Genomic DNA, 16,712 nt, shown 5'->3' with positions numbered 1-16,712 from the left:
GACCTCCCAGGTTGCGATCCGGTGACCGGTACCCCCCGAACTCCCGCCACCCGTACGGGCGTCACATGACACAGTGGGACACATGACCACTCCACCGGCACCCGCGCACGGCACCCCCGACGCCCCCCTCCTCGTGGTCCAGGGCGAGGCGGAGTTCGAGACCGGACCCGAGATCGCCCGCATCGGCATCACCGTCGCCGCCCGGGGCCGCGACCGGCGCGCCACCCTCGACGACCTCACCCGCCGCAACGCCGCCGTCCTCGACCTCGTCAAGTCCTACGGCGAAGCCGTCGCCGAACTCTCCACCGGCGTCTTCTCCCTCACCCCCGAACTCAACCGACGCGGCCGGGACGAACACGTCCGCAGCCACCAGGGCCAGGTCCGCCTCGACGCCGAGTTCACCGACTTCACCGCACTGGCCGAACTCACCACCCGACTGGCCGACTTGGAAATGACCCGAGTCGACGGCCCCTGGTGGTCCCTGCGCCCCGGCTCCCCGGTCCACACCGAGGCCCGCCGCCGCGCCGTCGCCGACGCCCTCCAGCGCGCCCGCGAATACGCCGAAGCGCTCGGCACCTCCGTCGCCGCCCTGGTCGAACTCGCCGACGCCGGCGCCGCCCGCCCCCGCACCACCGCCGGCTATGGCCGCGCCGCCCGCCCCTTCGCCGGAGGCGGCCCCGCCGAACCGCCCGAGGCCCTCGACCTGGAACCCGCACGGATCACGGTGGCCGCGCAGGTCACGGCGCGCTTCACGCTGGTGCCGCCGAGGCTGTGAAAACGCGGGCCCGGAAATGGGCGGCGTGAACGGGCGGCGTGAACGGGCAGGATGAATAGGTGAGGTGAATGCGTGAGCGAAATGGGTGACGAACTGTTGCGCGAAAAACATCGCTCATAGGAGCGGGTCGCCGCACAATTCAACACTTGTCAATAAGCCTTTGCATAAAGGTCGTTGAATGGCCATCGGCCCCGGATTCTCTACCCGCCGGTAAGCCCTAGGCTCGAACCATGCGCCGAGCAAAGATCGTCTGCACACTCGGGCCGGCCACCGACTCGTACGACCAGATCAAGGCACTGGTCGAAGCCGGAATGGACGTCGCCCGCTTCAACCTCAGCCACGGCGGCCATGCCGAACACGAGGCGCGATATCAGCGCGTACGCAAGGCCGCCGACGAAACCGGCCGCAGCGTCGGAATCCTCGCCGATCTTCAAGGCCCGAAGATCCGCCTCGGCCGCTTCGCCGAAGGACCTGTGATCCTCGAACGCGGCGACACCTTCACCATCACCGTCGAAGAAGGCGTCGAGGGCGACCGCCACCGCTGCGGCACCACCTACGCCGGACTCGCCGCCGACGTCACCCCCGGCGAACGCGTCCTCGTCGACGACGGCAAGGTCTGCCTGGAGGTCACCTCCGTCGACGGACCCCGCGTCCGCACCCGCGTCCTCGAAGGCGGCGTCGTCTCCGACCACAAGGGACTCAACCTCCCCGGAGCCGCCGTCTCCGTCCCCGCCCTCACCAAGAAGGACGAGGACGACCTGCGCTGGGCCCTGCGCACCGGCTTCGACACCGTCGCCCTCTCCTTCGTCCGCGCCGGACGCGACGTGCTCGACGTCCACCGCGTCATGGACGAGGAGGGCCGCCGCCTGCCCGTCATCGCCAAGGTGGAGAAACCCCAGGCCGTCGAGGACATCGAGGGGATCGTCGCCGCCTTCGACGGCATCATGGTCGCCCGGGGCGACCTCGGCGTCGAGATGCCGCTCGAACACGTCCCCGTCGTCCAGAAACGTGCCTGCCAACTCGCCCGGCGCAACGCCAAACCGGTCATCGTCGCCACCCAGATGCTCGACTCCATGATCGAGAACGCCCGGCCGACCCGCGCGGAGGCCTCCGACGTGGCCAACGCGGTGCTCGACGGCGCGGACGCGGTGATGCTCTCCGGCGAGACCAGCGTCGGCAAATACCCGGTCGGGGCCGTGCACACCATGGCGAAGATCGTCACCGCCGCCGAGGAGGACATGTTGGCCGGCGGCCTCCCACCGCTGACCGAACGCGACAAGCCCCGCACCCAGGGCGGCGCGGTCGCCCGCGCGGCGGCGGAGACGGGTGACTTCCTCGGCGCCAAGTTCCTCGTCGCCTTCACCCAGTCCGGCGACACCGCCCGCCGCCTCTCCCGCTACCGCTCCCCGATCCCCCTCCTCGCCTTCAGCCCCGAACCGGCGACCCGCTCGCAACTGAGCCTGACGTGGGGCGTGGAGACGTTCCTGGGTCCCCATGTCGACTCCACGGACGCGATGGTCGCCCAGGTGGACGAGCTGCTGCTCCGCTACGGCCGCTGCGAGAAGGGCGACATGGTGGTCATCACAGCAGGCTCCCCGCCGGGCGTCTCCGGCACGACGAACCTGGTCCGGGTACACCACGTGGGGGAGGACGACAGTCCTCGGTAGGCGCCAATCAGTACTTGGGGCCTACGTGGGCGTCCATGAGGGCGACGGAGGGTTTGCGGGCTACGGAGATGTTGAAGGGGTTTCCGTTGCGCGTGCACTGGGTCCACTCCACACCGAGTCTGTCGAGGGTGTCGGTGAAGAGGCGCCGGATGTCGTCGGAGACGTTGGCGAAGAAGTACCGCGGGTACTCATAACGCTTGCGCTCGCCGCCGACCAGCTTCTCGGTCCAGTTGGTGATGCGGCACCCGTCGGAGTGGATGAGCCCCCGGATGAACTCCCAGGGGCGGGCGTCGACGATCTCCTGTTGCCAGGGTTCGAGGGCGATTACCCGCTCGTGTTTCTTGCCGGGGCCGTGCTGCGGAAAGAGGCAGCGCCAGTGCCGGCTGTAACCGACCACAGAGGTGTAGCCGACAGCTTGGACCCGGTACGACTTCTTGCTCGGGTTGATGGCTTCGACGGCGGCGGCGCAGGCCTCGATGAGGCCTGGCCACGCGTCGGAGCAGGCGATGCGGAGGTAGTAGCCGGCTTTCATGCCGGGGCTGATGCAGCCGTCACCGAGATAGAGGCCGAGCAGGTAGCTGTACGAAGCCCTGTCCGCGGGCGGCTCGCCCGCAGGCCCGCACAGTGAGCACGGGGTGCGCTCCATGCGGGGGAGCGGGGTGACGCGGGTCCGCCAGGAACGAATCGCGCTGCGGGAGACTCCGGTCTCCTTGCTCACGGAGTTGAGGCTGCGCCCCTGGGCCACGAGCGCGAGCGCTCGCTTGCGTGTGCTGAGGTCGTACATGCGGCCACTTTGTGGGAGAGGGCGCGGCGACGCGCAGCAAAAAGCGGATGTTCACGAGAACGTGAACATCCGCTTATTCGTGACCTTGGAATCGAAGGAAAAGTGCCCCGGGTGGGATTCGAACCCACGCTGTCGGTGGTTTGAGCACCGTGTCTCTACCGCTGGACTACCGGGGCGTCCTGTAAAATGAAGGTCGGCGGCCACTTGCTGTGGCCCCACTTTACCGCAGCTAGGTAGGCTCTTGTCAGCAGTACCCCTGCCTGAACGGAGAGCATCAGTGACCCCCGAGTCGCCCCAGCCCGCAGACGTGTCCGACGACGACAAGTCGCATGTGCCCCCGCTGACGACCCGTGTCGTCATCGCGGAGGACGAGGCGCTGATCCGGCTCGATCTCAAAGAGATGCTGGAGGAGGAGGGCTACACCGTCGTAGGCGAGGCCGCCGACGGTGAGCAGGCCGTGGAGCTGGCCCGGGAGCACAAGCCGGACCTGGTGATCCTGGACGTGAAGATGCCGAAGCTCGACGGCATCTCCGCGGCCGAGAAGATCGCCGAGGAGTCCATCGCCCCGGTCCTGATGCTCACCGCGTTCTCGCAGCGCGACCTCGTGGAGCGCGCCCGCGACGCCGGTGCCATGGCCTACCTCGTGAAGCCCTTCAGCAAGAGCGACGTGGTCCCGGCCATCGAGATGGCCGTCTCCCGCTTCACCGAGCTGCGCCAGCTGGAGCAGGAGGTCGCGGACCTCACCCAGCGCCTGGAGACCCGCAAGCTGGTGGACCGCGCGAAGTCGATCCTCCAGACGGAGTACGGCCTGTCCGAGCCGGCGGCCTTCCGCTGGATCCAGAAGACCTCGATGGACCGCCGCCTGTCGATGCAGCAGGTCGCGGAGGCGGTCATCACGGACGACCAGGAGAAGAAGGCGTCCAAGAAGAAGGACAAGGACAAGGACTGAGTCCCGCTCCACGTTCCACGTGACGAGGCCCGCGCCCCCGGGAGGGGAAGCGCGGGCCTCGGTCGTACGACGGCTCAGTCCTCGCCGAGGTACGCCTTCCGTACCGACTCGTCGTGCAGCAGGTCCCGCCCGCTGCCGGAGAGCGTGATGGTGCCGATCTCCATGACGTAGCCCTGGTCGGCGAGCGAGAGCGCCGCCTGGGCGTTCTGCTCGACCAGGAGGATGGTCGTGCCCTGGGACTTCAGCTCGGCGATCGTCGCCATGATCTTCTGCATCATGATGGGCGAGAGCCCCATGGACGGCTCGTCCAGCATGAGCAGCTTGGGCTGGGACATCAGCGCCCGCCCCATGGCCAGCATCTGCTGCTCACCGCCCGAGAGGGTGCCCGCGGCCTGCTTCCTGCGCTCCCCGAGGATGGGGAAGAGGTCGTAGGCGCGCTGGATGTCCTTCTCGATGCCGGGCTTGTCGCTGCGCAGGAAGGCACCGAGGCGGAGGTTGTCCTCGATGGTCATGCGGGGGAAGATGTGCCGGCCCTCGGGGGAGTGGGCGAGTCCGAGGGAGACCACGTCGTGGGCGGGGACCTTCTTCAGCGACTTGCCGTTGAAGCGGATCTGGCCGCCGACCGGCTTGAGCAGCCCGGACAGGGTGCGCAGCGTGGTGGTCTTGCCCGCGCCGTTGGTGCCGATGAGGGTGACGACCTGGCCGGCCTCGACCTTGAACGAGATGCCCTTGACGGCCTCGATCTTGCCGTAGGCGACCCGCAGGTCCTCGACTTCGAGCAGTGCGGTCATCGGTCGTTCTCCTTGCCGTTCTCCTCGCCGGACGCGGTGTCGGTCGCGGTGCCGGTCGTGGCCTCGGCCTCTGCCTCGGCCGTCGCCGTGTCCGCCTCCGCGGTCTCCGCCGTCTCCGCCTCGGCCTCCGCGGTCTCGGCCTCCGCGGTCTCCGCCTCGGCCCCCGCCACGGCCGCCTCGGCCGCCTCGACCTCGGCGGCCTCTTCGGCGCCGGGGGCGTCCTCGTAGGGTTCGCCGAGGTAGGCGGCGACGACGCGCTCGTCGCCCTGGACGGTGGCGCTGTCGCCCTCGACGAGCTTCTGGCCCTGCACGAGGACGGCGACGCGGTCGCAGAGGTTGAAGATGAAGCGCATGTCGTGCTCGATGACGAGGACGGCGATGCCCTGGTCGCGGATGGCGAAGACCAGTTCCTCGGTGGCGCGGGTCTCCTGCGGGTTCATGCCCGCGGTGGGCTCGTCGAGCAGGAGGAGGCCGGGCTCGCTGGCAAGGGCCCGGGCGATCTCCAGCTTGCGCTGCTCGCCGTAGGGGAGGTTGCGGGCGAGGTGCTCGGCCTTGTGGTCCAGGCCCACGAAGGCGAGGAGTTCCATGGCGCGGGCGCGGGAGGCCGCTTCGGCCTTGTGGAAGCCGGGGCCGCGCAGCAGGGCGGACCAGAGTCCTTCCTTGGTGCGGGTGTGGCGGCCGACGAGGACGTTCTCCAGGACGGTCATGTTGGCGAAGAGCCGGATGTTCTGGAAGGTGCGGGCGATGCCGGCCGCGGTGACCTTGAAGGACTTGGGCGGCAGGATGGTGCCCTTGTAGCGGACTTCGCCCTCGGTGGGGATGTAGAGGCCGGTGAGGCAGTTGAAGAAGGTGGTCTTTCCGGCGCCGTTGGGGCCGATGAGGCCGACGATCTCGCCGCTGTTGACGGTGAGGTTCACGTCGCGGACGGCGGTGAGGCCGCCGAAGCGCATGGTGACGCCGCGGGCTTCGAGGACCGGCTCGCCGGGGGTGGTGCCGGGGGCGGTTTCCTGGGTGGTGGTGTCGGTGGTCATGGTGGTCAGGCCCCTGCCTTGCTGAGGACGGCGGGCGCGTCGGTGTCCTCGTGGAACTCCAGTTGGCGGCGCCGGTTGGGGATGAGGCCCTCGGGGCGGAAGCGCATCAGCAGTACGAGCGCGACGCCGAAGGCGAAGAGCTGGTAGTCGCCCAGGAATTGGAGCTTGGCCGGGATCAGATACAGCAGCGCGGCGCCGACGAGGGGGCCGGAGATGGTGCCCATGCCGCCGAGGACGACGGCGGCGAGGAGGAAGGCCGAGTTGGGCGGTACGACGTGCGCGAACTGGTACTGCTCCGGGGTCACGGTGTAGGTGACGTGGGCCTGGACGGAGCCGGCGAGTCCGGCGAGGCAGGCGCCGAGCGCGAAGGCGATGAGCTTGACCCGGAAGCCGTTGATGCCCATGGCGAGCGCGGCGGTCTCGTCCTCGCGGATGGCGATCCAGGCGCGGCCGATGCGGGAGTCGCTGCTGCGCCGGAAGACGACGACCACGACGAGGGTGATGAGGAGCATCAGCAGGAAGTAGTTGGCGAACCGGCCGATGGTGGTGCCGAGGATCTGGTGTTCCTGGCCGAAGTCGAAGCCGAGGATGTTCAGGTTCGGGATCGAGGAGATGCCGTTGGAGCCGTTGGTGATGTCGGGTCCGGAGGTGCCGTCCATGTTGAGGACGGTGATGCGGAAGATCTCTCCGAAACCGAGGGTGACGATGGCGAGGTAGTCGCCGCGCAGGCGGAGGGTGGGGGCGCCGATGAGGACGCCGAAGATCATGGCGACGACCGCGCCGAGCAGGGCGGAGGCCCAGAAGGGCCAGTGCACGTGCAGCGGCGAGGAGGGGGAGCCGGAGACGAGGGCGGAGGTGTAGGCGCCGACGCCGAGGAACGCGACGTAGCCGAGGTCGAGGAGGCCGGCGAGGCCGACGACGATGTTGAGGCCGAGGGCGACGGTGGCGAAGATCAGGATGTAGACGCCGATGGTGGCGTACTGGTCGTCGGACTGGGTGAAGGGGAAGGCCGCGGCGGCGACGAAGGCGCCGGTCATGGTGACGGTGCGGTGCCGTGCGGTAATCGCCGAGATCCGGGCCACGAGTCCGGCCTTGGCGAGTGCGGCGAAGCCGAATCCGGCGGTGATGAGGAAGCCGATGAACAGTTCGTCGTATTCGGTGCCGATGCCGTAGGTGAAGACGAGCAGGCCGAGGGCCATGACGCCGGCGATGAGGAGGATCTCCGCCCAGGCGGGCAGGGTGCGGCCGGGGGCGGGGGTCTCGGCGGCGAAGGCGGCCTTGAAGTTCTGCCGGTTCTGCCGTGCGCGGTGCCGGAAGGCTTCCCAGCCGGTGTCGTCGGGGTCGGCGAGGTCGGGCGCGGGCCGCTGGAAGGGCAGCGCGAGGGCGCCGAGGAGGGCGACCAGGGTGGCGACGGCGACGAGGTAGCCGCCGGGTTCGAGGTTGACGACGCCGCCGAGCTTCACGCTGATGGCGATGACGGTGTACCAGGCGGTGGCGAAGGTGCCGAGCGCGGCGAGCTTGAGGGCGCTGTCGGCGCTGCCGGGGGTCAGGGCGCGCAGGCCCTTGACGCCGTAGGAGGCGAGGCCGAACAGGGTGGTGAGCAGTCCGCCGATGAGGACGAGGACCTGGAGGCCGCCGGGGTAGCCGTAGACGGTGAGGTCGCCGGGGAACTCGGAGGTCCAGGTCCAGGCGAGGAAGGTGGAGACGACGGCCAGGGCGCCGCCACCGGTGGCCAGGGCGCGGCCGACGGTGGCCGGCAGGCCGATCAGGCCGGTGGCCGCGGGGGCGGTGGTGTCCGGGGTGTCCGGGGTCTCCGGGGTGCCGGGTGCGGTGGTCTGTGTGGTCATCGGTGTCACGCCCTGTCCGCGACGCGCTCGCCGAGCAGGCCCTGTGGCCTCAGGAGGAGCACGAGGATGAGGAGTACAAACGCCCAGACGTCGGCCCAGGACTGGCTGCCGAACTTGTCCATGCCGGGGATGTCCGCGATGTAGGCGGTGGAGAGGGCTTCGGCGACGCCGAGGACGAGGCCGCCGAGCATGGCGCCGTAGATGTTGCCGATGCCGCCGAGGACGGCCGCGGTGAACGCCTTGAGGCCGAGGATGAAGCCCATGCGGAAGTCGATCTGGCCGTACTTGAAGCCGTAGGCGACGGAGCCGACCGCGGCGAAGGCGGCGCCGAGGGCGAACGCGATCACGATGATGCGGTCGGTGTTGACGCCCATGAGCTTGGCGGTGTCCGGGTCCTGGGCGGTGGCCTGCATGCCGCGTCCGGTGCGGGTGCGCATCACGAAGTAGGCGAGGACGGCCATGCTGAGGGGGGCGGCGATGAGGAGGAAGACGTCTCCGGTCTGGATGGTGACGCTGCCGAGCTCGAAGGGGCCGCCGGGGATGCTCGGGAAGGTGCGCGCGGACTTGGCCTCGGGGTACCACGCCCAGACCGCCTGCTGGAGGGCCAGGGAGAGGCCGATGGCGGTGATGAGCGGGGCGAGCCGGGGGGCGCTGCGCAGCGGCCGGTAGGCGAATCGTTCCGCTCCGACGGCGACGGTGACGGCGACCAGGATGGCGCCGACGAGCATCAGCGGCAGGGCGATCCACATGGAGGTGCCGTCGGGAAGGACGTACACGTAGACCGTGAGGGCGCCGAAGGCGCCGGTCATGAAAATCTCGCCGTGGGCGAAGTTGATGAGCTGGACGATGCCATAGACCATGGTGTAGCCGATGGCGACCAGCCCGTACATGGAACCTAGTAGCAGGCCGTTGACCAGCTGCTGCGGCAGTTCGTTCACCGCATGTCCTCCGAGCGTTCGGATGAGTTCGACGGATGTGTCCGGATGTGAGTCCGCGCGGGGCGCCACTTCAGCGCCCCGCGCGGCTCGGCTGGTGCGGGTGTGTGGGTCAGGAGCCGTTGTAGGTGCCGGACTCCACGGCGGTCCAGGCGCCGTTCTTGACGGCGTAGACGGTGAGCTGCTTGTTGGTGGCGTCGCCGTACTCGTCGAAGGAGACCTTGCCCGTCACGCCGTCGAAGGAGACGTTCTGCAGGGCGGCGGTGACCTTGGCGCGGGCGTCGGAGGGGAGCTTGCCGCCGTTGTCGTCGACGACCTTCTTGACGGCCTCGATGATGGCCCAGGCGGAGTCGTAGGAGTAGCCGCCGTAGGCCGCGTAGTCCTCCTTGTAGCCGCCGGCCTTGTAGTCGCTGACGAACTGCTTGGCGGAGGGCAGGGTCTCCACGGGGGCGCCGACGGAGGTGGCGAAGTCGCCGGAGGCGGCGGGGCCGCCGAGCTTGATGAAGGTGTCGTCCTTGATGCCGTCGCCGCCGATGAGCGGGATCTTGGCACCGGCGGCCTTGATCTGCTTGCTGAGCGGGCCGGCCTGCGGGTATTCGCCGCCGTAGTAGACGATGTCGGCGCCGGAGTTCTTCACCTTGGTGGCGACCGCGGAGAAGTCCTTGGTGTCGGGGTTGATGTGCTCGGTTCCGACCACCTTGCCGCCGAGCTTCTTGAAGGCGGCGGTGAAGGTGGCGGCGAGGCCCGCGCCGTAGGTCTTCTTGTCGTCGATGACGAAGACCTTCTTCTTCTTGGCCTTGCTGTAGACGTACTGCGCCGCGTACGGGCCCTGGACGGCGTCCGTGGTGGCGGTGCGGAAGTACGACTTGTACTGGCGCTTCTTCGTGTGCTGCCAGTCGGGGCCCTGGGTGAGGCTGACGCCGGTGTTGGCGGGGGAGACCTCGGCCAGCTTGGCGTCGTCGAGGACCTTCTGCATCGACTCGGCGACGGAGGAGTTGAGCGGGCCGACGACGCCGAGGACGTTCTTGTCGGTGACGAAGGCGGTGGAGTTCTGCTGGCCGGAGGAGGGCTGGCCCTGGTCGTCCTTGGCCTCGATCTTGAAGGTGACGCCCTTGACGTACTCCTTCTTGTTCGCGGTCTTGGCCGCGAGGTCCACCGAGTTCTTGATGCCCATTCCCAGCGCGGACAGGTCGCCGGTCAGCGGGGCGTCGACGCCGATGACGACGGTGGTGCCGCCGCCCGCGGAGCTGTTCCCCTTGTCGCCGCTGTCGCGCGAGCCGCAGGCGGTCAGGGTGAGAGCTCCCGCAGCCAGCGCGGCGGTGATGGCGATGAGCGAACGTTGACGCACGATCAGTCCTTTCCCTGGACGACCGCATCCTCATGGAAACGGTCGAGCCGCGCACTGGCCGAAAAGTGAATCCGGGGCGCGGTGACTGGCCGTGACTCTAGGCGTGTGTGGGGAACGTGGAGGAGGGTCTGACGAATGCTGTGACGCTCTTGTTATGACACGAGGTAATGCAGAGCGGTACGCGGTGGGGGAAAGGCAGGAATTCGATCCGGTTCGCCCGGTCCACATCGTGAGAACCCGCAGGAACGAACCTCAACTGTTCAGGCGTCTCAAGGGTTTTGGTGATGACGCGAGGCTCGTTGCCGCACGTGACATTCGCGGCCCCGGCGATCTGCCGGGCGGGTCGGGAAGGCCGGGTGGAACAGGAATCCGTATTGCGCGCGTATTACACAGAGTTACTTTCAGGGAAATGATTCGGCGCCTTCCGGTTTCCCGGAATTCGGTCATATGCGGGCATGGCGAGGGCCGGGGGCCCGCGTGGCCGGTGCTCCGGCCGGCGCGGGCCCCCGGCCCTGACGCTTCATCAATTCACGAATGCGGACGGTGACTTGGTCCCGCCCGTGGGGTGGTCAGCCCTCGGCGCCGCCGGGCCGCGCGTCCCGCAGCAGGCAGGTCAGCCGGGCCGTGCAGACCCGGCGGCCCTCCTCGTCACTGATCACGACCTCGTACGTCGCCGTCGTACGGCCCCGGTGCACCGGGGTGGCCACGCCGGTCACCAGGCCGGAGCGCACGCCCCGGTGGTGCGTGCAGTTCAGGTCCACGCCCACCGCGATCTTCGAGCTGCCGCCGTGCAGCATGGCCCCGACCGAGCCCAGGGTCTCGGCGAGCACGGCCGAGGCGCCGCCGTGCAGCAGGCCGTACGGCTGGGTGTTGCCCTCCACCGGCATGGTGGCCACCACCCGCTCCGGGGCCGCCTCCAGGATCTGCACCCCCATCCGCGTCCCGAGGTGACCCGCCGAGAACAGCGCGGGCAGGTCCACACCGAGCGCCGCGTACTCGTCGATGATCTCCTGCGGGAATTTCACCTGCTGCTGCTCACCCATGGTCCGGCTCCGTTCTCGCCACGCCCGTCCGACGGCGCGTCCTGGTCCCCGACGGCACGTCCTGTCGCTGAGCGAACGCTCAGTCGGTCGCCGATTGTTCCAGACGGGGTGCCGCGGCCGCCTCCAGCCGGACCACCACCGACTTGCTCGCCGGGGTGTTGCTGGTGTCGGCGGTGGCGTCCAGCGGCACCAGCACATTGGTCTCCGGGTAGTACGAGGCCGCACAGCCCCGCGCCGTCGGGTAGTGCACCACCCGGAACCCGGGCGCCCGCCGCTCCACCCCGTCGCGCCACTCGCCCACGAGATCGACGTACTGGCCGTCCGCCACGCCCAGTTCACGGGCGTCCTCGGGGTGGATCAGGACGACCCGGCGGCCGTCGGTGATGCCCCGGTAACGGTCGTCCAGGCCGTAGATCGTGGTGTTGTACTGGTCGTGCGAGCGCAGCGTCTGCAGCAGCAGCCGGCCCTCGGGCAGCTCGGGGTGCTCCACCGGGGCGGCCGTGAAGTTGGCCTTGCCGGTGGCCGTCGGGAAGCGGCGCTCGTCGCGCGGGCCGTGCGGCAGGGTGAAGCCGCCGGGCTCGGCCACGCGCGCGTTGAAGTCCTCGAAACCGGGGACCACGCGCGCGATGCGGTCGCGGATCGCCGCGTAGTCCCGCTCGAACTCCTCCCACGGCACCTCGCTGTCCGGGAGCACCCGCCGGGCCAGGCGGGCCACGATCGCGGGCTCCGACAGCAGCTGCGGGCCCGCGGGCGCGAGCCGTCCGCGCGAGGCGTGCACCATGCCCATGGAGTCCTCGACGGTCACGAACTGCTCGCGGCCGCCCTGGACGTCGCGCTCGGTACGGCCCAGCGTCGGCAGGATCAGGGCGCGGGCGCCCGTGACCACGTGCGAGCGGTTCAGCTTGGTCGACACGTGCACGGTCAGCCGCGCCCGGCGCATCGCCGCCTCGGTCACCTCGGTGTCGGGGGAGGCGGAGACGAAGTTGCCGCCCATGGCGAAGAACACCTTCGCCTCGCCGTCCCGCAGCGCCTGGATGGCCCGTACGACGTCGAAACCGTGCGCGCGCGGGGGAGCGAACCCGAACTCCTTCTCCAGCGCGTCCAGGAAGGCCGGCGCGGGCCGCTCGAAGATGCCCATGGTGCGGTCGCCTTGCACGTTCGAGTGACCGCGCACCGGGCAGACACCCGCGCCCGGGCGGCCGATGTTGCCGCGCAGGAGCAGGAAGTTGACCACCTCGCGGATGGTCGGCACGGAGTGCTTGTGCTGGGTGAGGCCCATGGCCCAGCAGACGATGATCCGCTGGGAGCCGAGCACCATGGCGAGCGCGCGCTCGATCTCCTCGCGGGCCAGCCCGGTCACGGCGAGGGTCTCGTCCCACTCCGCCTTGCGGGCGGCGTCCGCGAACTCCTCGTATCCATGGGTGTGCTCGCGGACGAACTCCTCGTCCACCGCGCCCTCGGTCTCCAGGACGAGCTTGTTGAGGAGACGGAAGAGGGCCTGGTCGCCGCCGAGCCGGATCTGCAGGAACAGATCGGTGAGCGCGGCGCCCTTGAGCATCCCCTGCGGGGTCTGCGGGTTCTTGAACCGCTCCAGCCCCGCCTCGGGCAGCGGGTTGACGCTGATGATCTTCGCCCCGGACTCCTTGGCCTTCTCCAGCGCGGAGAGCATGCGGGGGTGGTTGGTGCCGGGGTTCTGCCCCGCGACGATGATCAGATCGGCGCGGTAGAGGTCTTCGAGGAGGACGCTGCCCTTGCCGATGCCGATCGTCTCCGACAGGGCCGAGCCGGAGGACTCGTGGCACATGTTGGAGCAGTCGGGCAGGTTGTTGGTGCCCAGCTCGCGCGCGAACAGCTGATAGAGGAAGGCGGCCTCGTTGCTGGTACGGCCCGAGGTGTAGAAGACGGCCTCGTCGGCGGAGTCCAGCGCGGCGATCTCCTCGGCGACGATGCCGAGGGCACGCTCCCAGGTCACCGGCTCGTAGTGGCTCGCGCCCTCGGGGAGGTACATCGGGTGCGTGAGGCGGCCCTGCTGCCCCAGCCAGTAACCGCTCTTGCCGGAGAGATCGGAGACGGAGTGCTCCGCGAAGAACTCCGGGGTGACCCGGCGCAGCGTGGCCTCCTCGGCCACCGCCTTCGCACCGTTCTCGCAGAACTCCGCGGTGTGCCGGTGCTCGGGTTCCGGCCACGCGCAGCCCGGGCAGTCGAAGCCGTCCTTCTGATTCACCCGCAGCAGGGTGAGCGCGGTACGCCTCACCCCCATCTGCTCCTGCGCGATCTTCAAGGAATGCACCACCGCGGGCAGCCCCGCCGCCGCGTGCTTCGGCTCCCCTGTCCGCGGCGCGTCCTGCACCGGATCGCTCTTGGGCGGCTTCGTCGCCATGTGCCCGCTCCCCTTCGACGGTGTCTCCGGGCCCGGTGCCACGCCGTATCCGCGACCCGTTCCCACGTCCCGCGCATCAGGATGCCTGGCGAGGGGGCGGAGGGGGAGGGGGTGGGCGCGGGCGGTCGGTGAGTGGGCGGGTGGGGGCGGTGAGTGGTCGAGGGGGTGGGGGCGGTGGTGACAGGACCGGCGGGTGGCGGTGCGGCCCGGGCCGGCGATGGTGGGCTCCCGGTCCGGGCCGGGGTGGCGACGTGGACCCGGGTGTCAGTGGGCCGTGGCAGGATCGGGGGCGTGGCAGAGACAGCATCGAAGAAGAACGAGACCAACCCCGGCCGGCCCCGGCTGATGCTCATGGACGGGCATTCGCTGGCGTACCGCGCGTTCTTCGCGCTGCCCGCGGAGAACTTCACCACCGCGACGGGCCAGCCGACGAACGCGATCTACGGCTTCGCCTCGATGCTGGCCAACACCCTGCGTGACGAGGCGCCCACGCACTTCGCGGTGGCGTTCGACGTGTCCCGCAAGACCTGGCGCTCGGAGCGCTTCACCGAGTACAAGGCGAACCGCTCCAAGACCCCGGACGAGTTCAAGGGCCAGGTCGAGCTGATCGGCGAGCTGCTCGACGCCATGAACGCGCCCCGCTTCGCGGTCGACGGCTTCGAGGCGGACGACGTGATCGCCACCCTCGCCACCCAGGCCGAGGCCGCCGGCTTCGACGTACTGATCGTCACCGGTGACCGCGACTCCTTCCAGCTGGTCAGCGACCACATCACGGTCCTGTACCCGACCAAGGGCGTCTCGGAGCTGACCCGGTTCACCCCGGAGAAGGTTTTCGAGAAGTACGGGTTGACGCCCGCGCAGTACCCCGACTTCGCCGCCCTGCGCGGCGACCCGTCCGACAACCTGCCCGGCATCCCCGGCGTCGGCGAGAAGACCGCCGCGAAGTGGATCAACCAGTTCGGCTCGTTCGCGGAGCTGGTCGAGCGGGTCGAGGAGGTCAAGGGCAAGGCCGGGCAGAACCTCCGCGACCACCTGGAGTCGGTCAAGCTCAACCGCGTCCTGACCGAGCTGGAGCGCGCGGTCGAGCTGTCGAAGACGGTCGCCGAGCTGGAGCGCAGCGCGTACGACCGCAAGGCCGTCGTGACGATCCTGGACACCCTGGAGATCCGCAACCCCTCCCTGCGCGAGCGGCTCTTCGCCGTCGACCCCGGCGCCGAGGAGGCGGAGACGACCCCGGTCGTGACCGAGGGCGTGGAGATCGACGGCACGGTTCTCGGCACCGGCGAGCTGGCCCCCTGGCTGGCGGAGCACGGCACGGAGATCCTGGGCGTCGCCACCGTGGACACCTGGGCGCTGGGTGCGGGCTCGGTGGCCGAGGTCGCCCTCGCGGCCGCCGGCGGAGCGGCCGCCTGGTTCGACCCGGCCGAGCTGGACGAGACCGATGAGCGGGCCTTCGCCGCGTGGCTGGCGGACGCGGAGCGCCCCAAGGTGTTCCACAACGCCAAGGGCGCGATGCGGGTCTTCGGCGAGCACGGCTGGAGCGTCGAGGGCGTCCGCATGGACACCGCGCTCGCCGCGTACCTGGTCAAGCCGGGGCGCCGCTCCTTCGATCTGGACGCGCTCTCGCTGGAGTACCTGCACCGCGAGCTGGCCCCGGCCGCCGCGGCCGACGGGCAGCTGGCGTTCGGCGCGGACGACGGCGCGGAGGCCGAGGCGCTGATGGTCCAGGCCCGCGCGATCCTCGACCTGGGCGAGGCGTTCGAAGGCCGGCTGGCGGAGGTCGGCGCCGCCGATCTGCTGCGGGACATGGAGCTGCCCACCTCCGCGCTGCTCGCGCGCATGGAGCGGTACGGCATCGCGGCCGACCGCACGCACCTGGAGACCATGGAGCAGACCTTCGCGGGCGCGGTCCAGCAGGCCGTGAAGGAGGCCCACGCGGCCGCCGGGCACGAGTTCAACCTCGGCTCGCCCAAGCAGCTCCAGGAAGTCCTCTTCAACGAGCTGGCGCTGCCCAAGACGAAGAAGACCAAGACCGGGTACACCACCGACGCCGACGCTCTCGCCTGGCTCGCCGCCCAGACGGAGAACGAGCTGCCGGTGATCATGCTCCGCCACCGGGAGCAGGCCAAGCTGCGGGTCACCGTCGAGGGCCTGATCAAGACCATCGCGGGCGACGGCCGTATCCACACCACCTTCAACCAGACGGTGGCCGCGACCGGCCGGCTCTCCTCCACGGACCCCAACCTGCAGAACATCCCGGTCCGCACCGACGAGGGCCGCGCGATCCGGCGGGGCTTCGTGGTGGGAGAGGGCTTCGAGTCCCTCATGACCGCCGACTACAGCCAGATCGAGCTGCGCGTGATGGCCCACCTCTCCGAGGACGAGGGCCTCCTCCAGGCGTTCACCTCCGGCGAGGACCTGCACACCACGGTCGCCTCCCAGGTGTTCTCCGTCGGCCGGGACGCGGTCGACCCGGAGATGCGGCGCAAGATCAAGGCCATGTCGTACGGCCTGGCGTACGGCCTTTCCGCCTTCGGCCTCTCCCAGCAGCTGAACATCGACGCCGGCGAGGCGCGGGCGCTGATGGACACCTACTTCGAGCGCTTCGGCGGGGTACGGGACTATCTGCGCCGGGTGGTCGACGAGGCGCGGGCCACGGGGTACACGGCGACGCTGTTCGGCCGCCGCCGCTACCTCCCCGACCTCAACAGCGACAACCGCCAGCGCCGCGAGGCGGCCGAGCGGATGGCGCTGAACGCCCCCATCCAGGGCACGGCGGCCGACATCGTCAAGATCGCCATGCTCCACGTGGACCGCGCCCTGCGCGCCACGGACCTCACCTCCCGCATGCTCCTCCAGGTCCACGACGAAATCGTCCTGGAGATCGCCCCCGGCGAGCGCGCCGCCGTCGAGGAGATCGTCCGCCGCGAAATGGCCGACGCGGTGTCCCTCCGGGCACCCCTGGACGTCTCGGTGGGCGTGGGCCCGGACTGGGAGTCCGCGGCGCACTGATCCGGACAGCGTCGTCGGGGGAGGGCAGGTCTCCGGACCTGCCCTCCCCCGTGTCGTACCGAGACGCAGGTCACGTTGACTCGCTCTTGGAAGATGCGTAATGTTCTCCGAGCCGCTTGAACCGGGTACGGCGATCGCCAGTAGACGGAA

Annotated in this window: 12 protein-coding genes and 1 tRNA gene; 4 read left to right on the top strand and 9 right to left on the bottom strand. The window is 69.7% G+C overall.

Features of this window, described 5'->3' with window-relative positions; genetic code table 11:
- The first annotated feature begins 82 nt into the window (after positions 1 to 82).
- Together AB0898_RS20205 and pyk are read left to right on the top strand one after the other, a co-directional pair.
- Positions 83 to 775, top strand: coding sequence for an SIMPL domain-containing protein (locus tag AB0898_RS20205; protein ID WP_366804313.1), 693 nt, complete (start codon positions 83 to 85; stop codon positions 773 to 775).
- Positions 776 to 1,005: 230 nt separating this feature from the next.
- Positions 1,006 to 2,442 carry a pyruvate kinase gene (gene pyk / locus AB0898_RS20200; RefSeq protein ID WP_366804312.1) on the top strand — a complete coding sequence of 479 codons (1,437 nt, stop codon included), beginning with the start codon at positions 1,006 to 1,008 and terminating at the stop codon, positions 2,440 to 2,442.
- 7 nt (positions 2,443 to 2,449) lie between these two features.
- Here pyk and AB0898_RS20195 read toward each other — a convergent pair whose 3' ends face one another.
- Complete coding sequence (locus tag AB0898_RS20195) at positions 2,450 to 3,226, bottom strand: transcriptional regulator (RefSeq protein WP_366804311.1); 777 nt, start codon at positions 3,224 to 3,226, stop codon at positions 2,450 to 2,452.
- Between the two features lie 103 nt (positions 3,227 to 3,329).
- Positions 3,330 to 3,402: transfer RNA gene (locus AB0898_RS20190), tRNA-Leu, on the bottom strand.
- Positions 3,403 to 3,503: 101 nt separating this feature from the next.
- On the opposite strand from AB0898_RS20190, the gene AB0898_RS20185 reads away from it, so the two are divergent.
- Positions 3,504 to 4,175, top strand: coding sequence for a response regulator (locus tag AB0898_RS20185; RefSeq protein WP_366804310.1), 672 nt, complete (start codon positions 3,504 to 3,506; stop codon positions 4,173 to 4,175).
- 74 nt (positions 4,176 to 4,249) lie between these two features.
- On the opposite strand, the gene AB0898_RS20180 is transcribed toward AB0898_RS20185, so the two are convergent.
- From AB0898_RS20180 to AB0898_RS20150, 7 genes are all read right to left on the bottom strand, one after another.
- Positions 4,250 to 4,966 carry an ABC transporter ATP-binding protein gene (locus tag AB0898_RS20180; RefSeq protein WP_366804309.1) on the bottom strand — a complete coding sequence of 239 codons (717 nt, stop codon included), beginning with the start codon at positions 4,964 to 4,966 and terminating at the stop codon, positions 4,250 to 4,252.
- Positions 4,963 to 5,997, bottom strand: coding sequence for an ABC transporter ATP-binding protein (locus AB0898_RS20175; RefSeq protein ID WP_366804308.1), 1,035 nt, complete (start codon positions 5,995 to 5,997; stop codon positions 4,963 to 4,965). The genes AB0898_RS20180 and AB0898_RS20175 overlap by 4 nt, the downstream gene beginning before the upstream one ends.
- Positions 5,998 to 6,002: 5 nt before the next feature.
- Positions 6,003 to 7,844: a branched-chain amino acid ABC transporter permease gene (locus AB0898_RS20170; RefSeq protein WP_366804307.1), complete on the bottom strand. Its 1,842-nt coding sequence runs from the start codon at positions 7,842 to 7,844 to the stop codon at positions 6,003 to 6,005.
- A 5-nt stretch (positions 7,845 to 7,849) separates the two neighbouring features.
- Positions 7,850 to 8,782, bottom strand: coding sequence for a branched-chain amino acid ABC transporter permease (locus AB0898_RS20165; protein WP_366804306.1), 933 nt, complete (start codon positions 8,780 to 8,782; stop codon positions 7,850 to 7,852).
- A 109-nt stretch (positions 8,783 to 8,891) separates the two neighbouring features.
- Positions 8,892 to 10,127: a branched-chain amino acid ABC transporter substrate-binding protein gene (locus AB0898_RS20160; RefSeq protein ID WP_366804305.1), complete on the bottom strand. Its 1,236-nt coding sequence runs from the start codon at positions 10,125 to 10,127 to the stop codon at positions 8,892 to 8,894.
- Between the two features lie 569 nt (positions 10,128 to 10,696).
- Complete coding sequence (locus AB0898_RS20155; RefSeq protein WP_366804304.1) at positions 10,697 to 11,170, bottom strand: hotdog fold thioesterase; 474 nt, start codon at positions 11,168 to 11,170, stop codon at positions 10,697 to 10,699.
- Positions 11,171 to 11,249: 79 nt separating this feature from the next.
- On the bottom strand, positions 11,250 to 13,550 hold the full coding sequence (locus tag AB0898_RS20150) for an FdhF/YdeP family oxidoreductase (RefSeq protein WP_366804303.1): 2,301 nt from the start codon (positions 13,548 to 13,550) through the stop codon (positions 11,250 to 11,252).
- 291 nt (positions 13,551 to 13,841) lie between these two features.
- On the opposite strand from AB0898_RS20150, the gene polA reads away from it, so the two are divergent.
- Positions 13,842 to 16,562 carry a DNA polymerase I gene (polA, locus tag AB0898_RS20145; RefSeq protein WP_366804302.1) on the top strand — a complete coding sequence of 907 codons (2,721 nt, stop codon included), beginning with the start codon at positions 13,842 to 13,844 and terminating at the stop codon, positions 16,560 to 16,562.
- Positions 16,563 to 16,712 lie beyond the last annotated feature (150 nt).

The organism is Streptomyces sp. NPDC005435 (assembly GCF_040703155.1).
Lineage (GTDB): Bacteria > Actinomycetota > Actinomycetes > Streptomycetales > Streptomycetaceae > Streptomyces.
This window is presented reverse-complemented; position numbering and strand designations above follow the sequence as displayed.